Below are 22,833 nucleotides of genomic sequence, written 5' to 3' on the forward strand. Positions count from 1 at the left end.
TAGAGGGTGACGGCGGCGTGGTCCGTGTCAGGCCGCGGGTCGGGCATGTGGTCAGGCATGGGTCGGCCGCGCGTGGGTCGGCCGGGTCTTGCCGAACAGCCCCCAGGCCCAGCCATAGGCCAACCCGATCACCGCCCAGAACACGAAGGCGATGCCCAGCGAGCGCGCCGCGAACTGCGCGGCGTAGGAGGCCGGCAGGTTCGAGGCGGCGTGGCTCGCCTCCGGCGCACCCGCGAGATGGGGCGCGACGAGGAGTACGATGCCGCCCGCGATGGTGATCGGCGCCCGCCGGATCGCGATGAGGTAGAGCCCCATGGCGGTGGCCGCGGCGGTCATCACCCACCAGAACTGGCGGTCGGCCAGCGGCGCGGCCTCCATCCCGGGAAGTTCCGGCGCGAGGCCGAGGGCGGGGGCCAGCGCCACCGCGAGGAAGCCGCCGATGGCGAAGCGCAGGCCGGTCTCGGGGCTGGGCTCGCGGTTGCAGGCCAGGAGCACGGCACCGAGCAGGAACGCGTAGCCGACGCCGCCCACCAGGGTGGCGAGCGCGGTGAAGGCCATGCGCGGCAGGCCGGGGCCAGGCTGCCAGTCGGGCGCGACCTCGCCGCCCGCCACCGAGGGATCCTTGGTGCCGTGATCGTGACCGCCATGGACGCGGACGATCAGCGAGGCGGGGGTCGGCCGAACGGGGGCGGCGGAGGCCTGCGTCTCGTAGCGCTCGGCCGCGATGATGAGCGGCGAGGTGAGTGCGAGCTGCAGGCCCGTCGCGACGACGGCCGCGAGGAAGCCGGCGACCAGGGCCGCCGACACGAGCCGGATGATCATGGGATTGTCTGCCTTAAGCGGAGACGCTCAGTGGCAGGGGAAGTTCTGGCTGTGGCGGAAGTCGTGCGCCGCGTTGTGCAGCGCCATCGCGGGGGCGAAGCCCGCCATGAACACGAGGCCGAGGCCGAGGAAGGCGGCCACGAGCACGGCGCCGAGGCGCTCGTTGGTGCGGGTGCCGGTCAGGACGAGGGTGTTGGTCGACATCGGGTTCATCTCCTGGCCGCCCCGCCGGCGGCCGTCAAGCATCGAGCGGGAGGACGGCAGGTCTCCTGGCTCGCGGGTCGCTGGTCCTGCCGCCTTCCCGGATCGCTCCAGTGGCTGATGGCAGTCCCGTCTCCGCTCACAGTTGCGGGGGCAGCTGCGGTTTCGAGGTCGCCCCCTCACCGCATTCCCTTTTCACCCCGTCGCCGGGGCACCGTCCGATTCACGCTTCTACGCGGTTGCCGATCCGCTGACAACGCGGCCCGGATCGGATTCCCGCCTTTGACCCGGGACCTCGATTTCGGGCACAGCAGGCCGCATGCCGCATCCTCTACCCAGACTGACCCTCGTGCTCGGCGGCGCGCGCTCCGGCAAGAGCGCCCATGCCGAGGGGCTGATCGAGGCGCAGCCTCGGCCCTGGCTCTACCTCGCCACCGCCCAGGCCTGGGACGACGAGATGCGCGAGCGCATCGCGCTCCACCGCGCCCGCCGCCCGGACGGCTGGATCACGCAGGACGTGCCGCTCGCCCTGCCCGAGGCGGTCGCCGCCGCGACCGGGCCGGTGCTGGTCGATTGCCTCACCCTCTGGCTCACCAACCTGATCCTGGCGGAGGCCGACGTGGACGCCGCCACCGCCGCGCTGCTCGCGGCCTGCGCGGCGGCCCCCGGCCCGGTGGTCCTGGTGGGCAACGAGGTCGGCCTCGGGATCGTGCCGGACAACGCGCTGGCCCGCCGTTTCCGCGATGCGGCGGGGCGCCTGCACCAGCGCCTCGCGGCCCAGGCGGACCGCGTCGTCCTCACGGTGGCGGGCCTGCCCCTGATCGTGAAACCCCAACCCGGAGCCACCCCATGACCGACGCCGACCGCCATCGCGAAAAGATGGAGAAGCGCAAGGCCGTCCAGGATGCCGAGGTGGCGGAGAAGACGATCGAGAAGGGGCTCCTCATCGTCAACACCGGGCCGGGGAAGGGCAAGACCACGGCGGCCCTCGGGCTGATGCTGCGGGCGCTGGGCCACGGCTGGCGCGTCGGCGTGGTGCAGTTCATCAAGGGTGCCTGGGACACCGGCGAGAAGCACGCCCTCACGGCCTTCGGCGACCGGATCGACTGGCACACCCTCGGCGAGGGCTTCACCTGGGAAACCCAGGACAAGGCCCGCGACATCGCCGCCGCCGAGCACGCCTGGGCCAAGGCCCTCGACCTCATGGCCGATCCGACGATCCGCCTCGTGGTGCTGGACGAGCTTAACATCGCCCTGCGCTACGACTACTTGGATCTCGAGGCCGTGGTGGCGGCCTTCCGGGCGCGCCGACCGGACCTCCACGTCGTGGTCACCGGCCGCAACGCCAAGCCGGCCCTGATCGAGGCCGCCGACCTCGTCACCGAGATGGCGGTCGTGAAGCATCACTTCGCCGCCGGGGTGAAGGCGCAGGTGGGCATCGAATTCTGATGCGCTTCGTCCTTGGCCCGGTCGGGCTCCTTGTCCTGTCGGGCATCCATCCGGCCTGCGCTGAAACCGCGCCGGCCTGGCCGGCCAGCTATCTCGGCCGCGTCGAGGCCCTGGCGGTGGTGGAGGGCCTGAACGCCCGGCTGCTCGCCAGCCGCTCCGCCACCGCGACCCTCGAAGGCTGGTGCGCCGAGCACGGCATGGCCGCGACGCCGCGGCTCGCGGCGAATCGGCAGCGCGGCGCGGACAAGCCCGCCTCGGAGGAGACGCGCCGGCGCCTGAGTGCCGGCCCCGACACCGTCCTCCGCTACCGTCAGGTGCGGCTCGCCTGCGGCGACCACGTCCTGTCGGAGGCGGACAACTGGTACGTGCCCGAGCGCCTGACCCCGGAGATGAACCGCCTGCTCGAGACCACCGACACGCCGTTCGGCCGGGCGGTCCAGGCCCTCGGCACGACGCGGCAGACCATCGGGGCGGAACTCCTGTGGCAGCCCCTGCCGCAAGGGTGGGAGCAGGCGCCGCCCCCGGCGTCGACCTGCGGCGACCTCACGATTCCCGACCATCTGTTCCGGCACCGGGCCGTGCTGTTCATGGCCGAGCGCGTGCCGTTCTCGGAGGTGGTCGAGACCTACGGGGCCGCCATCCTGGCCTTTCGTCGCGCCGCGCGGCCCGCCGATCCGGCCTGCGCCGCATCCCCGTCGGACGGGCCGCAGCCATGACCCGCGCCCTCATGATCCAGGGCACCGGCTCGGATGTCGGCAAGTCGCTGATCGTGGCCGGGCTGTGCCGGGTCTTCGCGCGGCGCGGGCTCGCCGTACGGCCCTTCAAGCCGCAGAACATGTCGAACAATGCCGCCGTCACCGCCGATGGCGGCGAGATCGGGCGGGCCCAGGCGTTGCAGGCGCGGGCGGCGGGGGTGGCGCTCTCGGTGCACATGAACCCGGTGCTGCTGAAGCCCCAGAGCGAGACCGGCAGCCAGGTCGTGGTCCAGGGCCGCATGGTCGGCACCGCCAGGGCGCGGGACTATCAGGCCTGGAAGCCGCGTCTCCTCGCCTCCGTGCTGGAGAGCTTCTCGTACCTGAAGGCGCAAGCCCACCTCGTGGTGGTGGAGGGGGCGGGCTCGGCGTCCGAGGTCAACCTGCGGGCCGGCGACATCGCGAATATGGGATTCGCCCGCGCCACCGGCACGCCGGTGATCCTGCTCGGCGACATCGACCGGGGCGGCGTCATCGCCAGCCTCGTGGGCACCAAGGCGGTGATCGACCCGGAGGACGCCGCGATGATCCGGGGCTTCCTCGTCAACCGCTTCCGCGGCGATCCCAGCCTGTTCGCCGACGGCATGGCCACCATCGCGCAGGCGACCGGCTGGCCGAGCTTCGGGCTGATCCCGCACTTTCCCGACGCGGCGCGCCTGCCGGCGGAGGACGCCCTCGGCCTCGCGGGCTCGGACACCGGATCGGCCCGGCGCAGGGTCGTTGCCGTGCCGGTGCTGCCGCGCATCGCCAATTTCGACGATCTCGACCCGCTTCGGGCCGAGCCCGACGTGGCGGTGGTGCTGGTGCGCCCGGGCGAGCCGATCCCGGTGGCCGACCTCGTGCTCCTGCCGGGCTCGAAGACCACCATCGACGACCTCGACGCCTTTCGCGCGGAGGGCTGGGACATCGACCTGCGCGCCCATGTCCGGCGCGGCGGGCGGGTGCTCGGGCTGTGCGGCGGCTACCAGATGCTCGGCCGGCGCATCGACGACCCGCACGGCATCGAGGGTGCGCCCCGCTCCGTGCCGGGTCTCGGGCTCCTCGACGTCGAGACCGTGATGACGCCGGTGAAGCATCTGGCCGCCGTGACCGGCACGAGCCAGCCGGACGGCGTGCCGTTCTCGGGCTACGAGATGCATGTGGGCGACACCACCGGGCCGGACACCGCGCGTCCGGCGATCCGGCTCGCGGACGGGCGCCTCGACGGCGCGGTCTCGGCCGACGGCCGCGTCACCGGCACCTACGTGCACGGCCTGTTCGCCGACGACCGCCAGCGGGGCGCCTGGCTCGGCCGCCTGGGGGCGGCCCCGAGCGGGCTGGCCTACGAGGCCGGCATCGAGGCGGTACTCGACCGGCTCGCGGATCATTGCGAGGCGCATGTCGCCTGCGACGCGCTGCTCGCCCTGGCCTCGTAGCGTCCCGACGGTTTTAGGCTTGGCGCCGGAACGCCTGCCTCACGACGGGTGCGGCGAGGAAGCCTCCATGATCCCGTCCCCGCCCCGGATCGACCCCTGCCTCGGCCTCGGCGCGAGCCTGATGTTCGTCGTGCTCTCGGCGCTCCGCCGCGACGCCGCGCGCCGGGGCGCGGCGGAAGCCGGCCCGAGCCTCAGGGGGGCGTAGGCGCGCCCCTCTCCGGGATCGGCACCGCGTAGGCGTGCGGCGCCCCGTTCCGAAGGCTGTCGAACAGGACGAGGACCCGGCCCGATCCGAGCGGGACCACGGCCTCGGCCTTGCCGTCGATGACCTTGCCCTTCTCGTTCTCGCCGCGGACCGGCGTGAGGGTGGCGACGGGGGTCAGGGCGCCGGAGGGCAGGTCGACGAGGGACAGCCGAAAGGGAACGGGCAGGCCGTTGCGGGACGAGCCCGTGAGCACCAGCATCCGTCCGTCGGGCAGGATCGTGAGGTCGCGGACGCCCGCATCGGGTCCGGCCTCCAGGGGGATCGTGCCGATTTCGGCCGACAGGGCGGCGTTTCCATCCGCGAACAGCGCCTCGACCGGTACGGAGACGAGGAAGGCCTTGCCCGCGAGGCTCGGTGCCCGCAGGCCCGCGTAGAGGCGCCCGCCCACGACCGCGAGCCCTTCGACGTTCAGGCCGTTCGGCTGCGGCGTGCCCTCCGGCGGCAAGGCGTTCCAATCGAATTCCAGGTCGCGCAGCACGGAGTCGCGCACGGGCGCGGAGGCCATCAGGGCGTCGAACAGGCGGTAGGTGCTCACTGTCTCCGCGGCGGCGGTGCCGTCGGCGTTCGGCCGCAGGCGCGTGAGGATCATCGACGACAGTTTGTACCTGCGCTTGCCCCGGGTGCAGCCGTGCGACCCGGTGACGTAGAAGAAGGGCTCGGCATAGGCCACGGCCTCGCCGTCGAGCTGATCGAACCTGCCCGGACCGCCGCTGCATCGGGACTGCGCGGGGGGCGTGCCCCGGATGGCCGGCGAGGGCGCCGTGCCGAGGTCGTAGGCGGTGGCGCCGGGCGTCAGCGTGGTGCCGGCGAGGCGGGCGAACTGCGCGCCGCGGTTCTCGTCGTTGACCACGACGCAGAGGCGGCTGCCGTCCGCGTCGGTCGGGCGGCAGGCCATGCCGCTGAGGTCGTAGGCCCCGTCGCCCTTCGTCTCGCCGTCGAAATCGCGGGTGACGGTGTAGGGCGTCGGCAGGCCCTCGGCGGTGCGGCCGGGGGTCGGAGCGGCGAGGCCGAGGGCGGCCAGCGCCAGGGCTCCCCGTCGCCCGAGGCGTGTCGTCTTCGACCGGATCATGCGAGGGCGACCTTGAGGAGGACCAAGAGGAGGAGGGCGAGCCCGAACAGGAATCCGCATGCCGTGCGGTAGAGCGCAAGCGCCCGTTCCACGTCGGCCGGGGTCGCCTCCGTGCGCCCGTCGCCCATCCAGCCATCCGCGACGCGGGTGGTGCCGTAGGTTCGGGGGCCGGCGAGCGCCAAGCCGAGAGCCCCCGCCATGGCGGCCTCCGGCCAGCCGGCATTGGGCGAGCGGTGGCGGCCGGCATCCCGCCGCACCGCCCGCCAGGCTTGGCCGGGCGAAGCGCCGGCATGGACGGCCGCGGCCGCGACGAGGAGCAGGGCGGTCAGCCGCGAGGCCGGAAGGTTCACGAGATCGTCGAGGCGGGCGGCGGCCCAGCCATAGGCCTCGTGGCGCGGGGTGCGGTGGCCGATCATGCTGTCGGCGGTGTTGATCGCCTTGTAGAGCGCGCCGCCGGGCAGGCCGCCGACCCCGATCCAGAAGGCCGGCGCCACGATGCCGTCGGAGAAGTTCTCGGAGAGGCTCTCGATGGCCGCCCGGCAGATGCCGGCCTCGTCCAGGGTCTCGGGATCGCGCCCGACGATCATCGACACCGCGCGGCGTCCGCCCGCGAGGCCCTCGCACCGCAGATCGGCCGCCACGCGGGCGACGTGGCTGTGCAGACTGCGCTGGGCCGGCAGGCTCGCCGCCAGCAGGGCGAGGACGAGGAGCGCGGGCAGGAGGCCGGCGGCGCCGGCCAGGGCGGTGAGGGCCAGGGCGAGGCTGCCGACGACCCCCAGAAGCACGAGGAGCCCGGCCACGCCCGCGAGCCGGCGGCGAACCGGCGCCCCCCGGTTCCAGTGGCGGTCGAGGGTCGCGATCAGCGCGCCGATCCAGGTGACAGGATGGCCGAGCGCCCTGTAGAGCCGGTCCGGATAGCCGGCTGCCGCCTCGACGGCGAGGGCGAGCACCAGGACGATGAGCGTATCGGGCGGATGGGTGAGGGCGGTCCAGGACATGCGGTCTCGGTGATGGCGCGCGGCCCGGGGATGGGTGACGGAATCGCCCATGGCGGCGATCTCGAGGCCGCCCGACGCCTCTTCCCGCAAGCGCTCGAGCCCTGGCTGGATCTCTCCACGGGGATCAATCCGGTGCCCTATCCGTGTCCGGCCCTCGACGCCAGCGCCTTCCGGCGCCTGCCTTCGGCCGCCGACCTCGGCGCCCTGCGCGCGGCCGCCGCCGACGCCTACGGGGTGGCCGATCCGGACCGGATCGTCGCCGCGCCCGGAACCCAGATCCTGATCGAGACCCTGCCGCGCCTCGTGACACGCGCCCGCGTCGCCGTGGTGGGGCCCACCTATGCCGAGCACGCCGCCGCCTGGGCCCGGGCCGGCCACGCCGTCGTGACCGTACCGGGGCTCGGGGCGGCCCGGGACACGGACGTGGTCGTCGTCGTGAACCCCAACAATCCGGACGGACGGACCTGGGAGGCCGGAACGCTGCGGGCGCTCGCCAACGACCTGGCGGGCCGCGGGGGCCTGCTCGTCGTCGACGAGGCCTTCGCCGACCTGGAGCCGATCGAGACCCTGGGGCCCTCCCTCGGCCCGGGCCTCGTGGTCCTGCGCTCTTTCGGAAAGACCTACGGTCTCGCCGGCATCCGGCTCGGCTTCGCCCTCGGCGAACCGGGCCTCGCCGCCGCCCTCGCGGAGGCGCTCGGGCCCTGGGCGGTCTCGGGCCCGGCGCTGGCCATCGGGCGCGCCGCCCTGTCCGACGCGCCCTGGCGGCGGGAGGCCGCCACCGCCCGGGCCGCGGATGCCGCGCGCCTCGATCGGATGATCCTGCGGGCCGGCGGGACGCCCATCGGCGGCACTTGCCTGTTCCGCACCGCCGACTTTCCCGACGCGCCCGGCCTGTTCGACCGCCTCGGCGCGGCCGGGATCTATGTCCGGCGCTTCGCCGGGACCCCCGCGCGCCTGCGCTTCGGCTTGCCGCCGGACAAGGCGGCCTGGTGCCGGCTGTCGCGGATCCTCCGGTAAGGGACGATCAGGCGCCTCTCGGCTCCAGCACGTTCACGAGGAAGCCCGCGCCCGCCAGGAGGATGCCGACGGCGCAGACGCCGGACCAGCCGGCCATGAGGAAGGCCTGGGAACCGGCGAAGGCCCCGAGCGCCCCGAACACGAACATCATCGTGAACAGCACGGTGTTGATCCGCCCGCGGGCGCTCGGAACGAGGGCGTAGACCCGGGTCTGGTTGGCGATGAGGGCGGCGTTGAGGCCGATGTCGATCAGGAGGACCCCGAGGCCCACCGCGATCAGGGACCAGGCGCCGCCCGCCCACAGCACCGCGAAGGCCGCGACCACGAAGAGGGCGCCGGCCACCACCATCGGGCGCGGGCCGCGCCGGTCCGTGAAGCGGCCCGAGAGCGGGGCCACGAAGGCGCCCGCGACGCCGATGACGCCGAACATCCCCGCCCCGGCCGCCGTCAGGTTGAAGGGTGGCGCCTCGACCAGCAGGGCCAGGGTCGCCCAGAAGGCGTTGAAGCTGGCGAAGAGCAGCCCCTGCGACAGGCTCGACCGGCGCAGCACCGGCTGGCTGCGCACGAGGTGGAGGATCGACAGCATCAGGGCGCGGTAGCGCAGGGGCCGGGTCTGCGGAATCTTCGGCAGCGTGGCGGCGGCGATGCCGGTCATCCCCAGCGCCACGACCGCCGCGGCGAAGAACACCGCCCGCCAGCCGTACTGCGCGCCCACGAGGCCGCTGGCCGTGCGCGCCAGCAGGATGCCGGTGAGGAGGCCGGTCATCACCTGGCCCACCACGCTGCCGCGGGTGGCGTCCGGCGCCAGCTCGGCGGCGAAGGGCACCGCCTGCTGCGCCGCCGAGGCGAGGATGCCGATGACGAGGCTGGACAGGGCCAGGCAGGCGAGGTTCGGGCTCAGCGCCGCGGCCAGGAGCGCCACGGCGAGGCCGAGGGTCTGGCCGATGATCAGGCGCCGGCGGGACAGGCTGTCCCCCAGCGGCACCAGGCCGAGGATGCCGAGCCCATAGCCGACGAGGGAGGCGGTCGGGACCCAGAGGGCGGCACGCTCGCCGAACTCCCCGACGAGGAGCCCGAGGAGGGGCTGGTTGTAGTAGATGTTGGCGACGGCCCCGCCCGCGATCAGGGTCAGCCCGAGCCGGGCCCGCGGCGTGAACCCGTGGCGTCCGGCCGTATCGGCCTGTGCTCCGCCGCTCATGCGGGGCGGCCCCCGGCGACTCCGCGCGCGGACAGGCAGGGGGGCGGACAGGCTTGGAGGGTCATGCGCGGGATCTCGGGGGGCGGCGGAGCCGGGGCCGCGATGGGATCCGGGCGCCGACGGGGGCATCCGCTGCCCGGTTAGGCCTGCGCACTGGCTTCGGCAACCCGGAACGGTCGGACGAGGGATGGGAATCGGTCTTCGTCGCCCCTGATCGTCCGGCCCGACCTGGACCCTACTCTTTCGCGCACGGAGGCTTTGTCTTGCCGCCACCCGCTCGGCCACGTCGTCGCGGGGTATGTGCGCGGAATTTCAGTCGTCCCATATACCGAATGTTATGGGCGACCTGTGTTGCGGCTTTCCTTCCTGCACCCTGCACTTGGAATTCTGCGCAACTTGCGCTCTGATTGAAATCGGACCCGGTGAGTCGCGGCGTTCGCGGAGGTCAAGTCGGCGCTCCTGCAAGGCCGCGCTCATCGTCCAGGGAGTTTCGAATGGCGACCTACCGCGTCAACTTTGCCAAGCAGATCCTGGGTGTGCCGTTCACGGTCGGCTCGGTGGACATCACCCGCGCCCGGGATCCGATGCGCGCGCTGCGCGCCGCCGAACTGCGCTTCGCCCGGCAGCACGGGGTCGTGGATTGGCGCGAGCGGGCGGACCAGGCGGAGATCGCCCCGGCTTCCGGCCAGGATTAGGGCCGCGCCCCCGCCCTGCGCGTCTTTACGGCCACGGTCTCTGGTCCTGCGCGTGGAGCCGCCCTAAGGTAGCGGCCAAGCCGGGACCCCACGACGCGTGGGGCCGCCGGTGCGCCCAGGTCGGGCGCCAGTGAGGGGGCAGGCGGCGTGCCATGGCGGCGATCTCTTTCTTCGGCGATCTGCTCCAGACCATCAGCGACCGGGGCCGGGATCTCATCGGCATCGGGCGGGGTGACCTGGCGGCCCGTGCCACCGCCCAGGAACTGGTCAAGCTCTGCGAGGATCTGATCTCCCGGCGCGGCGAGGCCTCCGGGGTGGCCCTGGCCCGGCTGATCCTCGAACGCTACGCCACCCTGGCCCGGCCCGAGCGTACCGGTTTCCTGCGCCTCGTCGCCACCGAGTTCGCCGCCGACCATGCCGCCGTGGACGAGGCGATCGCGGCCTACCGGGCCGATCCGACCCGGGCGGCCCTGGGCGCCCTCCACGATGCGGCCGAGCCGCGGAGCCAGGAACTCATCCGCCGCCTGAACCTCGCCAAGGACGGGACCCGCGCCCTGGTGCGGATGCGCGAGGACCTGTTCGGGCTGCGCCGCGAGCTCCGTCAGGAGGAGGCCGACCCCGACCTCATCGACGCCGCCGACAGCCTCGACAGCGATTTCGAGCACCTGTTCGCCTCGTGGTTCAACCGCGGCTTCCTGGTCCTGCGCCACATCGACTGGACGACCCCGGCCCACATCCTCGAGAAGATCATCCGCTACGAGGCGGTGCACGAGATCACCGGGTGGGACGACTTGCGCCGGCGGATCGAGCCGACGGATCGGCGCTGCTTCGCGTTCTTCCATCCCGCCCTGGTCGACGAGCCGCTGATCTTCGTCGAGGTCGCGCTCACCGCCGGCATCGCCCCCGCCATCGCGCCGATCCTGGCTCATGAGCGCGAACCCCTGCCGCTGAAGGCCGCCACCACGGCGATTTTCTACTCGATCTCAAACTGCCAGAAGGGGCTGGCCGGCGTCACCTTCGGCAACTTCCTGATCAAGCAGGTGGTCGAGGACCTCGCCCGGGAGATCCCAAGCCTGAAGACCTTCGTCACCCTCTCGCCGGTCCCGGGCTTCTCCGCCTGGCTCGACCGCGAGCGCCGCTCCGACGCGCCGCAGGGGCTGACCCGCGACGACGTCGAGGCCCTGCGCATCATCGACGAACCGGACTGGCAGACCGACAAGGCCAAGTGCGAGGCCGTGCGCAAGGCGATGATCCCGGCGGCGGCCGCCTATTTCCTGCGCGCCAAGAACGAGCGCGGGCGTCCCCTCGACCCCGTCGCCCGGTTCCATCTCGGCAACGGCGCCCGGCTGGAGCGGCTGAACTTCCTCGGTGACGTCTCCCCCAAGGGGCTCGCCCAATCGCGCGGCCTGATGGTCAACTATCTCTACGACCTCTCGGCCATCGAGAAGAACCACGAGACCTATGCCAATCTCGGCACCGTCGCTGCCTCCAGCGCGGTGAGCCGCGAGCTCCGGAGCAACCTGCCGCCGATGCGGGCGGTGGCCCTGGCCGAGGCCTGAGCCGTCCGCCCACGCCGCCCTCGGGCGACGTCGCATTTCCCGCCATTCCGATGGAGCGAAGCGAAGATCGTAGGAAACCGACGATCGACAGCGTATTCGTCCCTGCCATCTTCGCCCCGTCATGTTCGAAACGCCGATGACCAATCACCTCTTCGACCTCGTTCGCCAGAGCCTGCCGGCCGATCCCGCCGCCAAGCTGTTCCTGGAGACCGGCGAGGGCGCCCGCTACTCCTACGCGGACCTCATCGTGCGCTCGGGCGCCTACGCCGCGGCCTTGGCGGCCGCCGGGGTGAAGCCCGGGGACCGGGTGGCGGTGCAGGCCGAGAAGAGCCCGGAATTCCTGTTCCTGTATCTCGGCGCGGTTCGGGCCGGGGCGGTGTTCCTGCCCCTGAACACCGCCTACACCCCCACCGAGATCGCCTACTTCCTGGGCGACGCCGAGCCGGCCCTGTTCGTCTGCGATCCGGCCAAGCACGAGGCCCTCGCGCCCGTGGCGCGGGATGCCGGCGTGCCGGTGGTGCACACCCTCGACGCGCGGGGCCACGGCACCCTGGCCGAGGCCGCCGATGCCGAGACGGAAGCCTTCTCCGACGTGGCGCGCGGCCCGGACGACCTCGCGGCCATCCTGTACACCTCGGGCACCACGGGGCGCTCCAAGGGCGCCATGCTGAGCCACGAGAACCTCGCCTCGAACGCCCGCACCCTCGTCCAGGCCTGGCGCTTCACGGCGGAGGACGTGCTGCTCCACGCGCTGCCGGTATTCCACACCCACGGCCTGTTCGTCGCCACCAACACGGTGCTGGCCAGCGGCGGAACGATGCTGTTCCTGGGGCGGTTCGATCCGACCCAGGTCCTCGCCCTGCTCCCGCGCGCCACCGCCATGATGGGCGTGCCGACCTTCTACACCCGCCTGCTGAAGGAGGCCGGCCTGACGCCGGACGCCACCGCCGGAATCCGTCTGTTCGTGTCGGGGTCGGCGCCGCTGCTGGCCGAGACGCACCGCGACTGGCAGGCCCGCACGGGCCACGCCATCCTCGAGCGCTACGGCATGACCGAGACCAACATGAACACCTCGAACCCCTACGCGGGCGCGCGGGTGGCGGGCACCGTCGGCCCGGCCCTGCCGGGCGTGGCCGTGCGGGTGGTCGACCCGGAGACCGGGGCGGTCCTGGCGGCCAATGCCGTCGGCATGATCGAGGTGAAGGGTCCGAACGTCTTCCAGGGCTACTGGCGGATGCCGGAGAAGACGGCGGCCGAGTTCAAGGCCGACGGCTTCTTCATCACCGGCGACCTCGGCAAGATCGACCCGGACGGCTACGTCCACATCGTCGGGCGCGGCAAGGACCTCATCATCACGGGGGGCTACAACGTCTACCCGAAGGAGATCGAGAACGAGATCGACGCCCTCCCGGGCGTGGTCGAGTCCGCGGTGATCGGCCTGCCCCATGCCGATTTCGGCGAGGGCGTCACGGCGGTGGTGGTCGGCCGGGCCGACGTGCCGGACGAGGCCGCGATCCTGCGCACGCTCGAAGGCCGGCTCGCCCGCTACAAGTGCCCCAAGCGCGTCCTCTTCGTCGAGGAATTGCCGCGCAACACCATGGGCAAGGTCCAGAAGAACCTGCTGCGGGACGCCCATGCGGGCCTCTACGCGCCCGGCGGCGCCTGAGGCGGCACCGCCGGCGGGCCCCTGCGCGGGACGGCCTTCGCTGGGTCCGTCCGCTACGCCGCCCGGACGGTGCCGAGGAAGTTCTGGACCTCGGCGCTGAGGTGCTCCGACTGACGCGACAATTCCCCGGCGGCCCCGAGCACCTGGGCGGCGGCGGCGCCGGTCTCCTCGGCCGCCTGGGCGACGCCCGTGATGGTACTGGTGACGTCCGTGGTCCCCACCGAGGCCTGGGCCACGTTGCGGACGATCTCCTGTGTCGCGGCGCTCTGCTGTTCCACCGCCGCCGCGATCGCCGTCGCCACCGTGTTGATGTCGCGGATGCGCGTCGTGATCGAGCCGATCGCCGTGACCGCGTGGCCCGTGGCACCCTGGATATGCCCGATCTGGCTTCCGATTTCGTCGGTGGCCCGGGCGGTCTGGTTGGCGAGTTCCTTCACTTCCGCCGCCACCACGGCGAAGCCGCGTCCCGCCTCCCCGGCGCGGGCCGCCTCGATGGTGGCGTTGAGGGCCAGCAGATTGGTCTGGCCGGCGATCGTCGAGATCAGGCTCACCACGTCGCCGATCCGGGACACGGCGGCGCTCAGCTCTTGGACCAGGGCCGAGGTGGTGTCGGCCTCGGTCACGGCCGACTGCGCCATCTGGGAGGAGTTCGAGACCTGGCGGCCGATCTCCTGCACAGAGTTGCCGAGTTCCTCGGCGGCCGCCGCCACGGTGCTCACGTTGACGGAGGCTTCCTCGGCGGCCGTCGCCACGGTGATGGATTGCGATGCGGTCTCGCGGGCGGTGGTGGTCAGGGTCCCCGCCGTCGCCTGCAGTTCGGTCGACGACGCGGAGACCATGCCGATGATGCCGCCCACGGCACCCTCGAAGCTGTCGGCGAGTTCGATCATCGTTGCGCGGCGTGCGGCCACTGCGGCTTCGTCGGCAATGCGGCGGATCTGCGCTTCCTCGGCACTCTTCCGGGCGACCATCGCCTTGATGCCGTCCACCGCCTTGCCGACGGCGCCGATCTCGTCGCCGCGCCGGGCCTCAGGAATGTCTGCATCGATCTCGCCCTGGGCCATGCGGTTCAGGATCACGACCAGACGGCCCAGCGGCCGGGTGATTCCGAAGACCACGATGGTGCCGCACAGGAGGGCAGCCAGAACGAGACCGATGGCGGTGACGGTGATCAGCCGTTCGATCGCGATCGACATGTCCGCTTCGAGCGCCTGCTTGCCGGCCTTCATCTCCTCGGCGACCCGCTGAGCACGCTGCTCCACCAGCCTGTTCAGATTGAGCCGGGCGGGTTGCGCATCGTGCTGGACGATCTGGGCTGCGACTGCATTCTCATTCCGGAGCCCGTGCTCGATGGACCGCGCCAGGACCGCGAAATAGGCCTCAGCCAAGCTTCGCAGATCCTTACCGATCTTGCGGCGTTCCGGCGTTTCGGCCAGTGCGATCAGCGTATCGATGACCTCAAGCGCCCCGGCCGTGGCCGACGCATACTGCGCCTTGTATTGCGCCATCGGGACTTCTTCGGTTTCCAGGATGATGTTCCGGGTCAACAGGGCCGCTTCCGCGATTTTCAGCTGCGCCTTGAGGTAAGCTTCCTGCCGCGCGCTGAGAACTTCGATCACTTGCCGCGATTGGTCGGCGATGTTGTTCAGCGACGCGCGGGCGTAGAGGACGAGCCCGATGCTGAGGGCGCCCAGAGCGAACAGGGGAAGGGCGATCTTCGCCAGGACGCTGGCTTGATTGACGAAACGCACGTGCTTGGCTCCGCGGGTTGAAAAGCCATCGAATATGAGAGCTTCCGTGATGCGGGAGACTGGTATTGTTTGGTTAAAATACCATTTATGATCTTCTAATATTTAACGAAAATAAGAGAGATGCGCGGTATAGCAATCATTGATCTAGAAATGTTGTCTTTCAAGGTTTTGTTCGATTGGTTGTGCGAGATCTGAGGCGTGCCTGCGTCCGGTCGAGATGTCTTTAAGGTTCAAGGCGGTGTGCTGATGCGGTCGGGGAAGCGCACCGCTTGTTTCGGTCATGTCCGCCGTCGCTTTAGCTGCGCCGAGATTGGGCCGTGAGACGATCAACTTGCGAAATCGGGCGCGATGCGGAAGCCCGAGGAGGCGTGGCCGGAGCCGGAACGGTCAAGCCTGCGTCACGTTGATCCCGGGCGCCGAGACGACGCGGCGCCGAAGCACCGTCCATCCCGTTCCGGTCCTGCCATGCCATCTCCCTTCCGCCGCAGTCCCGTACCCGATGGTGAGGCGGCGAATTCCATCCTGTGGACGCTGCTGCTCGGGACTGCGCTGATCGCGCTCGCCGCCGCACCCCGGCGCGCGACCCGGACGCGTCCCGCCGCCGAGCCCGCCCAGCCCTCCACGGAGCCGGGCGCCCGCTCCCACGAGGGGGCGGCGGCGACCTACGTCGCGGCGACGCAGGTCGCGCGCGGGCGCGCCGCGGGCTCGCCCACCGAGATCACCGCCTCGGGCTGGAAGGACATCCTCTACCGGGTCTATCTCGAGTTCAATCAGGACCGGGTCCTGTCGGTGGCGGCGGGCGTGACCTTCTACTCGCTGCTCTCGCTGTTCCCCGCCATCGCCGCGCTCGTCTCCTGCTACGGCCTCGTGGCGGATGTCGGCTCGATCAACGAGCATCTCGCGAGCATGCAGGGCGTGCTGCCCTCCGGCGCCATCGAGATCATCGGCGACCAGGTCAAGCGCATCGCCGCCAAAGGCAACGGCACCCTCGGCCTGACCTTCTTCACCAGCCTTCTGCTCTCCCTCTGGAGCGCCAATGCCGCCATGAAGGCGATGTTCGACGCCCTGAACGTGGTCTACGAGGAGGAGGAGAAGCGCTCCTTCATCATGCTGAACCTGCGCTCGCTCACCTTCACCATCGGGGCGCTCGTCTTCACCATCCTGGCCCTCACGGGCATCGTCGTGTTGCCGGTGGTGTTCACGTTCGTGGGCCTGAGCGACACCGCCTGGCTCGTCGCCCTGCTGCGTTGGCCCGCGCTCCTGGTCGTCCTCCTCGGAGGCCTGTCCCTGCTTTATCGCTACGGTCCGAGCCGCCAGCGGCCGCGCTGGCGCTGGGTCGGGGTCGGCGGCGCGGTGGCGGGCCTGCTGTGGCTCCTCGCGTCGATCCTGTTCTCCTGGTACGTCTCCAGCTTCGGCAACTACAACGAGACCTACGGCTCCCTCGGCGCCGCGATCGGCTTCATGACCTGGATCTGGATCTCCACGACGATCGTCCTCCTGGGTGGCGAGATCAACGCCGAGATGGAGCACCAGACCGCGCGCGACACCACCACCGGCCCCGAGCGGCCCATGGGCGCCCGCCGGGCGCGCATGGCCGACACCCTCGGCGCCGTCGCCTGAGGGCGGCCTCCCCACGGGGGCGTCGGGCGCCTATCTAAGTGGCATCGTCCCCGCCTCTGAGGAGCACAGGCCCGATGTCTTCGCCTCCCACGTCCTCTTCCTCCATGTCTTCGGCCACCGCGGACGAGATCCAGACCCGCAGCGAGGCCGAATGGCGCGAGATCCTCACGCCGGACCAGTATCGCGTGCTGCGCGAGCACGGCACCGAGCGGGCCGGGACCAGCTGCCTCAACGCCGAGAAGCGTCCGGGCGTGTTCCACTGCGCCGGCTGCGACGCCCCGCTCTTCGTCACCGGCACCAAGTTCGAGAGCGGGACCGGCTGGCCGAGCTTCTTCGATCCCCTCGACGACGCGGTGGAGACGACCGTCGACCGCAGCCACTGGATGACCCGCACCGAGGTGCATTGTGCCCACTGCAAGGGCCATCTCGGCCACGTCTTCGATGACGGTCCGCCGCCCACCGGACTGCGCTACTGCATGAACGGCCTCTCCCTGCGCTTCGAGCCGGAGGCCTGACGGGCATCGGCACGAGGGACCGATCGGGTTTCGATGGGGACGGATCGACGGATGAGGGGGAGCGACGGCGGAGATGGTCTTGATTTCGCCGTCGTTTTGCTTAGTCCGGAACGAGAATTATTAACCGATCTGCCCCGGCTACGCGGGGAATGAACGCAGATCATATCCTATGTCATTGTTCCACGTGGAGGGCCGCCGGGCTCGGCGCGGGGAACCACCTGAAAGCCGGTCTGTCCACCTCGCGTCGCGGGAGGTCGGCGGCCCTGACGTCAGTGTCCGCCCGGATCTCTATCGCCGGGTCGACCGACATCGCGGAGAATGTCGATGAGCCTCGTACGCCGGTTTCTCGTGGCCCCCGCCCTGGTCCGCCTCATCCGCAAGGAGCGCGGAGGCTCCCGGATCACAGAGGGCTACTTCGCCCCCCAGGCCGGCCGCGTCTCCTACGTCCGGGTCGACGGGCAGGCCTGCCACCTCGTCCTGGTGACCACCGCACCGGACGGAACGTCCAGCGAAGAGCGCACCGATGTGCCGCGCGCGCACGGCGATGCGCTGATGGATGTCTGCTCGGGCAAGGCCGCCTATGACCGCACGGCGCTCGCTCTCGGCGGCGGCCGCGAGGCGCTGATCGACCGCTACGTGGCGCCCGGCGAGTTCGACCTCGTGAGCGTGTCCTTCGACGGCGCCGACGAGGGCCAGGGTTTCCCGGTGCCGGCTTGGTTCGGTCCCGAGGTCACCGGCGATCCGAGCTACGACCGGCACGCGGTGGCCCTTCAGGGCGTGCCGCATCCCGGCGAGATCGGCCTGTCCAATGCCGCCCTCGACGCCGTTCTCGACCTGATCGAGCCGCGCTTCGGCTTCGGCCGCTACGGCGCCCCGAAGACCAATGCCGGTGACGGCGACGGGATGATGAAGGCGCTGCGCCGGGTCGCGGGCGGAAGCGCGGCGGCGGCACCGGTCGCCGCCGAGGCCGCACCCGCGCCCGCTCCTCCGGCCGAGGAGCCTGCTCCGGTCGAGGCGCAGGCGGCCGCGGTCCCCGAGGCGGGGGATGCGCACGCACAGCCGGAGCCCGCGAGCGAGCCTGCCGCCGAGGGCGCGCCCGCCATCGACTCCCGCATCGACGACGTGATCGAGAGCCTGTCGCAGGCGCTCGGCAACCCGCAGCCGAAGGGCGCCGCGCGCGGCGAGGACGACATCGCCGCCGAGTTCGAGCGCTGGACCGTTCGTCCCCGTCGCACGCAGCAGACCTGAGCGACCGTCGCCGGACAGGGCGGTTCGCCCCGCCCTCCGGGTGATCCGGGCCGGAACGGGCGCCGGCGCGGTGCGATGGGCGCGAGCGGCCAGCGACGCGTGGGGCGAGGCCTGTCCCACCCAGCCGGCCCTCGCGCGAGCGCCGGCACGCACCCGTGCCGAAGATCCGCATCCGCGCCGAGAGCCGAAACTGGCGATCTCCCGGCGCCAGTCTGCCTGCCCGCCGCCGGGACTTTTTCCCGCGAAGGGCATGTAAGCGCTCGTGGTTTGTCATTGCAGCCCACCGCCCGCGATTGAGCGACGCGAATAAACTGGCTAGCGTCGGGATTAACAATCGGTGGGTTGCGCAGAGCGCAGCGGGAGGGATCATGGCCCAGGCGACGACGTACGGAACGGCACCGGCCGCGGTCCCACGTCCGGTCAAGGAGCCCTGGTACAAGGTGCTCTACATCCAGGTGCTGATCGCGATCGCCCTCGGCGTGCTCCTCGGCTGGCTGCAGCCCGAATGGGGCAAGTCGGTCAAGTGGCTCGGGGACGCCTTCATCGCCCTGATCAAGATGATGATCGCGCCGATCATCTTCTGTACCATCGTGCACGGCATCGCCTCGATCGGCGACCTGAAGAAGGTCGGCCGCGTCGGGTTGAAGGCGCTCGTCTACTTCGAGGTGGTCTCCACCATCGCGCTGCTCATCGGCGTTCTCGTGGGCGAGGTCGTCAGGCCGGGTGCCGGCTTCAATGCCGACGTCACCAAGCTCGATGCCAAGGCCGTGGAGAAATACGCCAAGATGGCCGCCGACGATTCGGTGACCGGCCACATCATGGCGCTGATCCCGAAGAGCTTCTTCGACGCCTTCGCCACCGGCGACCTGCTGCAGGTGCTGCTGATTTCGATCCTCACCGGCGTCGTCGTCACCGGGATGGGCCAGCGCGGCGAGGCCATCACCCACGCCATCGACGCGGCCGGGCAGATCTTCTTCCGCATCATCGGCCTGGTGGTGAAGCTCGCCCCCATCGGCGCCTTCGGCGCCATGGCCTTCACCATCGGCCAGTACGGCATCGGCAAGGTGATCGACCTCGCCTGGCTCGTCGGCACCTTCTACGTCACCGCCTTCCTGTTCGTGATCCTGGTGCTCGGCGGCATCGCCCGGGTCGCCGGATTCTCGATCTTCAAGTTCCTCGCCTACATCAAGGACGAGCTCCTGATCGTCCTCGGCACGTCGTCTTCCGAGACGGTGCTGCCGCACATGATGACGAAGATGCGCCGCCTCGGCGCGTCGGACTCGGTGGTGGGCCTCGTGATCCCGACTGGCTACTCGTTCAACCTCGACGGCACCAACATCTACATGACCCTGGCCTCGCTGTTCCTGGCCCAGGCCGTGGGGGCCGACCTGTCCTTCGGCCAGTACGCCACGATCATCCTGGTGGCGATGCTGACCTCCAAGGGCGCGTCCGGCGTCACCGGCGCGGGCTTCATCACCTTGGCGGCCACGCTCAGCGCCATCCCCAACAACCCCGTGCCGGTGGCGGCCATGACCCTGATCCTCGGCGTCGACAAGTTCATGTCGGAGTGCCGCGCCATCACGAACCTGATCGGCAACGGCGTCGCCACCGTGGTGGTCAGCCGCTGGGAGGGCGAGCTCGACACGGAGAAGCTGCGCCAGGTCATGGCGCACCCGGTTTCCATCGGCACCGACATCTCCGACCACGCACCCGAGATGGAGTCGAGCGCTACCGCCGCGGCGGCGTCCCCGATCCCGGCCGCGGCGCGCTGACGGGACCCGGACCTGTCCGAACCTCTGCGCATCGGCATCGATCTCGGCGGTACCAAGATCGCCGGGATCGCCCTCGCGTCCGATGGCACGACGCGGGCCGAGCAGCGGATCGCCACGCCGCGAGACGATTACGCCGCGACGCTGACGGCCATCGCGGGACTGGTCTGCGACCTGGAGGCGCGAGCGGGAGCCCCCGGCACGGTCGGCATCGGCATGCCCGGCGCGATCTCGCCGCGGACCGGACTCGTCAAGAACGCGAACTCGGTCTGGCTGAACGGCCGGCCCTTCGCGCAGGATCTCGAGCGAGGTCTCGCCCGCCCGGTGCGTCTCGAGAACGATGCCAACTGCCTCGCGGTCTCCGAGGCCGTGGACGGCGCCGGCGCCGGCCTGCCCGTCGTCTGGGCCATCATCCTGGGGACCGGCGTCGGCTCCGGGATCGCCCTTCGGGGCCGTGCCCTCTCGGGACGTGACCGGATCGCCGGCGAGTGGGGCCACAACCCGCTGCCATCCCCCCGCGACGACGAGCGTCCCGGCCCCGCCTGCTATTGCGGCCGGCACGGATGCCTCGAGACCTGGGTCTCCGGTCCGGCGCTGGCCGCCGACCACGCCCGCCGCACCGGTACGGCGACCCGGGGCGAGGGCGTGATCGCGGCCCTGCGGGCGGGCGACGCGGAGGCCCGGGCGACCGTCGACCGCTACCTGGATCGCCTCGGGCGCGGCATCGCCCACGGGGTCAACCTGATCGACCCGGACGTCATCGTCATCGGCGGCGGCCTCTCGCGGGTGCCGGAGATCCTCGCGGGCCTCCCCGAACGCGTGGCGCCGCACGTCTTCTCGGATGCGTTCGACACGCCGATCCGCCCGAGCCGGCACGGCGACGCCTCCGGTGTCCGCGGGGCGGCCTGGCTCTGGAACGGGCCCTGAACGACCGCGCGATCGATCCCAATGGGGTGCCCGAGGCGCTTGTCAGGGCTTTCGTTTTCACATAAAGATATCTTTATGTCTAACGCGGGACCTTCCTCGGCCACGGCCTTACCGTTTCCGGACGCCCTCGCCATCCTGCGGGCGGCGGCCGAGGAGACGCGCCTGCGCATCCTCGCACTTCTGGCCGCCGGAGAGCTCTCGGTTTCCGATCTGACCGACATTCTGGGCCAGTCGCAGCCGCGCATCTCGCGCCATCTCAAGCTGCTCGTGGAGGCGGGTCTGGTGGAGCGGCACCGCGAGGGGGCCTGGGCCTTCTTCCGCCTCGTGGAGGATCGGGCCTCCCTGGTCGAGCCGCTGGTGGCCGGGCTCGATGCCGCCCGGGCGCCGCTCTCGGAGGATTTCGCCCGCCTGGAGGCCGTGCGCACCCAGCGGGCCGAGGCCGCCCAGGCCTTCTTCGCCCGTCTCGCCCCCAAATGGGACCATCTGCGCTCGCTGCACGTGCCGGAGGCCATCGTCGAGGCCGCGGTCCTGGACGTGCTCGGCGACCGGCCGATCCAGAACCTCGTCGATCTCGGCACCGGCACCGGGCGCATGCTCGGGCTCCTGGCGGGCCGCGCCGCCCGGGCGGTCGGGCTCGATTCCAACCACGCGATGCTCTCGGTGGCGCGGGCGAACCTGGAACGCCTCGGCCTGTCGCGGGTCGACCTGCGCCAGGGCGACATCCACGCGCCGCCCTTCGGGCGCGGCGGGTTCGACCTCGTCGTCGTCCATCAGGTGCTGCACTACCTCGACGATCCGACCCGGGCCCTGCGCGAGGCCGCGCGTCTCGTCGCCCCCGGCGGGCGCCTGCTAGTGGTGGACTTCGCCCCCCACGACCTCGAGTTCCTGCGCGAGGCCCAGGCCCATCGCCGTCTCGGCTTCGCGCCCGAGCAGGTGACGGGCTGGCTCAACGATGCGGGCCTGCCCACCGTCACCACCCGGGACCTCGCCCCCACCGGCGAGGTCGAGGACCAGTTGACCGTGACCCTCTGGCTGGCCACCGATGCGGCCGAGAGGGCGGCCCCCGCGCCCGAGATGATCCCGGAGCGGGCCGTCGCCTGAGGGCGACGGCCCGTTTCCACCTGCACCCGAACTTGATCGACGACCGTCTGAACCGATCGACAGAGAGGACGACCCGATGCCTTCCGCCTCCCACCATCGCGCCAGCCGCGACAGCTATCGTCCGATCCGTGTCTCCATCGAGTTCTTCCCCCCGAAGACCGAGGAGATGGAGAAGATCCTCTGGTCCTCGATCGAGCGCCTCGCGCCGCTGCAGCCGAAATTCGTCTCGGTGACCTACGGTGCGGGCGGCTCCACCCGCGAGCGCACCCACAACACCGTCGCGCGGATGGTCAAGGAGACGAGCCTCCAGCCGGCCGCCCACCTCACCTGCGTCGACGCCACCCGCGAGGAGATCGACGCCGTCGTGCAATCCTACTGGGATGCCGGCGTACGCCACATCGTGGCCCTGCGCGGCGACCCGCAGGACGGAATCGGAACGGCCTACCGGCCGCATCCGGGCGGCTACGCCCAGACCTCCGATCTCGTCGCCGGCATCAAGCGCATCGGCGACTTCAAGGTCTCGGTCTCGGCCTATCCGGAGAAGCACCCGGAGGCCTCCTCCCTCGATGCCGACATCGACGCCCTGAAGGCCAAGGTCGATGCCGGCGCCGACCAGGCGATCACACAGTTCTTCTTCGAGAACGACATCTACCTGCGCTACGTCGACAAGGTGCGTGCCGCCGGCATCGACATCCCGATCATCCCCGGCATCCTGCCGGTGCAGAACTTCAAGCAGGCGGCGAACTTCGCCCGCCGGACCGGCGCCTCGGTGCCGTACTGGCTCCCCCCCCCCCCC

Annotated in this window: 21 protein-coding genes, 1 pseudogene and 1 riboswitch; of the genes and pseudogenes, 16 read left to right on the plus strand and 6 right to left on the minus strand. The window is 71.2% G+C overall.

Annotation, left to right across the window (positions count from 1 at the left end):
• Positions 1-51: 51 nt before the first annotated feature.
• Positions 52-822, minus strand: coding sequence for a CbtA family protein (locus ASF18_RS14455; protein WP_056214759.1), 771 nt, complete (start codon positions 820-822; stop codon positions 52-54).
• Between the two features lie 27 nt (positions 823-849).
• Positions 850-1,026 (minus strand): CbtB-domain containing protein, encoded by a 177-nt coding sequence (locus ASF18_RS14460; RefSeq protein ID WP_055947494.1) that lies wholly within the window; start codon positions 1,024-1,026, stop codon positions 850-852.
• A gap of 37 nt (positions 1,027-1,063) precedes the next feature.
• A riboswitch (cobalamin riboswitch) is annotated at positions 1,064-1,257 on the minus strand.
• Positions 1,258-1,342: 85 nt separating this feature from the next.
• On the opposite strand from ASF18_RS14460, the gene cobU reads away from it, so the two are divergent.
• The 5 genes from cobU (at position 1,343) to ASF18_RS23755 (ending at position 4,844) form a co-directional block, all read left to right on the plus strand.
• Positions 1,343-1,876, plus strand: a complete 534-nt coding sequence (cobU, locus tag ASF18_RS14465) for a bifunctional adenosylcobinamide kinase/adenosylcobinamide-phosphate guanylyltransferase (RefSeq protein WP_200917602.1) — start codon at positions 1,343-1,345, stop codon at positions 1,874-1,876.
• Complete coding sequence (gene cobO, locus ASF18_RS14470) at positions 1,873-2,472, plus strand: cob(I)yrinic acid a,c-diamide adenosyltransferase (RefSeq protein WP_056275327.1); 600 nt, start codon at positions 1,873-1,875, stop codon at positions 2,470-2,472. The genes cobU and cobO overlap by 4 nt, the downstream gene beginning before the upstream one ends.
• Positions 2,472-3,188: a hypothetical protein gene (locus tag ASF18_RS14475; protein ID WP_056352528.1), complete on the plus strand. Its 717-nt coding sequence runs from the start codon at positions 2,472-2,474 to the stop codon at positions 3,186-3,188. The genes cobO and ASF18_RS14475 overlap by 1 nt, the downstream gene beginning before the upstream one ends.
• Entirely contained in the window at positions 3,185-4,639 is a 1,455-nt protein-coding gene (locus tag ASF18_RS14480) for a cobyric acid synthase (RefSeq protein WP_200917604.1), read from the plus strand. The genes ASF18_RS14475 and ASF18_RS14480 overlap by 4 nt, the downstream gene beginning before the upstream one ends.
• A 67-nt stretch (positions 4,640-4,706) precedes the next feature.
• Positions 4,707-4,844, plus strand: a complete 138-nt coding sequence (locus tag ASF18_RS23755) for a hypothetical protein (protein WP_156389707.1) — start codon at positions 4,707-4,709, stop codon at positions 4,842-4,844.
• On the opposite strand, the gene ASF18_RS14485 is transcribed toward ASF18_RS23755, so the two are convergent.
• On the minus strand, positions 4,831-5,973 hold the full coding sequence (locus tag ASF18_RS14485) for a DUF3616 domain-containing protein (protein WP_056352530.1): 1,143 nt from the start codon (positions 5,971-5,973) through the stop codon (positions 4,831-4,833). The two genes, ASF18_RS23755 and ASF18_RS14485, sit on opposite strands and share 14 nt — an antisense overlap.
• The gene (gene cbiB, locus ASF18_RS14490) at positions 5,970-6,971 is read right to left on the minus strand and encodes an adenosylcobinamide-phosphate synthase CbiB (RefSeq protein ID WP_056352864.1); all 1,002 of its coding nucleotides are present in this window, start codon (positions 6,969-6,971) and stop codon (positions 5,970-5,972) included. The genes ASF18_RS14485 and cbiB overlap by 4 nt, the downstream gene beginning before the upstream one ends.
• Before the next feature lie 12 nt (positions 6,972-6,983).
• Between cbiB and cobD the strand changes: the two genes are divergently transcribed.
• Positions 6,984-7,988, plus strand: a complete 1,005-nt coding sequence (gene cobD, locus ASF18_RS14495) for a threonine-phosphate decarboxylase CobD (protein ID WP_056352531.1) — start codon at positions 6,984-6,986, stop codon at positions 7,986-7,988.
• Positions 7,989-7,995: 7 nt separating this feature from the next.
• Here the strand turns inward: cobD and ASF18_RS14500 are convergent, their stop codons facing one another.
• A complete protein-coding gene (locus tag ASF18_RS14500; RefSeq protein ID WP_056352533.1) occupies positions 7,996-9,186 on the minus strand; it encodes an MFS transporter in 1,191 nt (396 codons plus the stop codon).
• A gap of 494 nt (positions 9,187-9,680) precedes the next feature.
• On the opposite strand from ASF18_RS14500, the gene ASF18_RS14505 reads away from it, so the two are divergent.
• The 3 genes from ASF18_RS14505 (at position 9,681) to ASF18_RS14515 (ending at position 13,106) form a co-directional block, all read left to right on the plus strand.
• Positions 9,681-9,881, plus strand: a complete 201-nt coding sequence (locus ASF18_RS14505) for a hypothetical protein (protein WP_056214779.1) — start codon at positions 9,681-9,683, stop codon at positions 9,879-9,881.
• 152 nt (positions 9,882-10,033) lie between these two features.
• Positions 10,034-11,440 (plus strand): malonyl-CoA decarboxylase, encoded by a 1,407-nt coding sequence (locus tag ASF18_RS14510; RefSeq protein ID WP_056352535.1) that lies wholly within the window; start codon positions 10,034-10,036, stop codon positions 11,438-11,440.
• Between the two features lie 136 nt (positions 11,441-11,576).
• Entirely contained in the window at positions 11,577-13,106 is a 1,530-nt protein-coding gene (locus tag ASF18_RS14515; protein WP_056352866.1) for a malonyl-CoA synthase, read from the plus strand.
• Between the two features lie 53 nt (positions 13,107-13,159).
• On the opposite strand, the gene ASF18_RS14520 is transcribed toward ASF18_RS14515, so the two are convergent.
• Positions 13,160-14,857, minus strand: coding sequence for a methyl-accepting chemotaxis protein (locus tag ASF18_RS14520; protein WP_056214788.1), 1,698 nt, complete (start codon positions 14,855-14,857; stop codon positions 13,160-13,162).
• Between the two features lie 465 nt (positions 14,858-15,322).
• Between ASF18_RS14520 and ASF18_RS14525 the strand changes: the two genes are divergently transcribed.
• The 7 genes and pseudogenes from ASF18_RS14525 to ASF18_RS14555 form a co-directional block, all read left to right on the plus strand.
• Positions 15,323-16,477, plus strand: a complete 1,155-nt coding sequence (locus tag ASF18_RS14525) for a YihY/virulence factor BrkB family protein (protein WP_056352538.1) — start codon at positions 15,323-15,325, stop codon at positions 16,475-16,477.
• Positions 16,478-16,581: 104 nt separating this feature from the next.
• Positions 16,582-16,992 (plus strand): peptide-methionine (R)-S-oxide reductase MsrB, encoded by a 411-nt coding sequence (gene msrB / locus ASF18_RS14530; RefSeq protein ID WP_056214794.1) that lies wholly within the window; start codon positions 16,582-16,584, stop codon positions 16,990-16,992.
• A 324-nt stretch (positions 16,993-17,316) separates the two neighbouring features.
• Complete coding sequence (locus tag ASF18_RS14535) at positions 17,317-18,240, plus strand: hypothetical protein (protein WP_056352871.1); 924 nt, start codon at positions 17,317-17,319, stop codon at positions 18,238-18,240.
• A gap of 368 nt (positions 18,241-18,608) precedes the next feature.
• On the plus strand, positions 18,609-20,012 hold the full coding sequence (locus ASF18_RS14540; protein ID WP_056352539.1) for a dicarboxylate/amino acid:cation symporter: 1,404 nt from the start codon (positions 18,609-18,611) through the stop codon (positions 20,010-20,012).
• A 24-nt stretch (positions 20,013-20,036) separates the two neighbouring features.
• Positions 20,037-20,936, plus strand: coding sequence for an ROK family protein (locus ASF18_RS14545; protein ID WP_056214800.1), 900 nt, complete (start codon positions 20,037-20,039; stop codon positions 20,934-20,936).
• Positions 20,937-21,011: 75 nt separating this feature from the next.
• On the plus strand, positions 21,012-22,037 hold the full coding sequence (locus ASF18_RS14550) for a metalloregulator ArsR/SmtB family transcription factor (protein WP_056214805.1): 1,026 nt from the start codon (positions 21,012-21,014) through the stop codon (positions 22,035-22,037).
• A gap of 76 nt (positions 22,038-22,113) precedes the next feature.
• A pseudogene (locus tag ASF18_RS14555) lies at positions 22,114-22,833 on the plus strand (methylenetetrahydrofolate reductase); the annotation flags it as partial.

Origin of the sequence: Methylobacterium sp. Leaf89, assembly GCF_001422215.1 — a bacterium.
Lineage (GTDB): Bacteria > Pseudomonadota > Alphaproteobacteria > Rhizobiales > Beijerinckiaceae > Methylobacterium.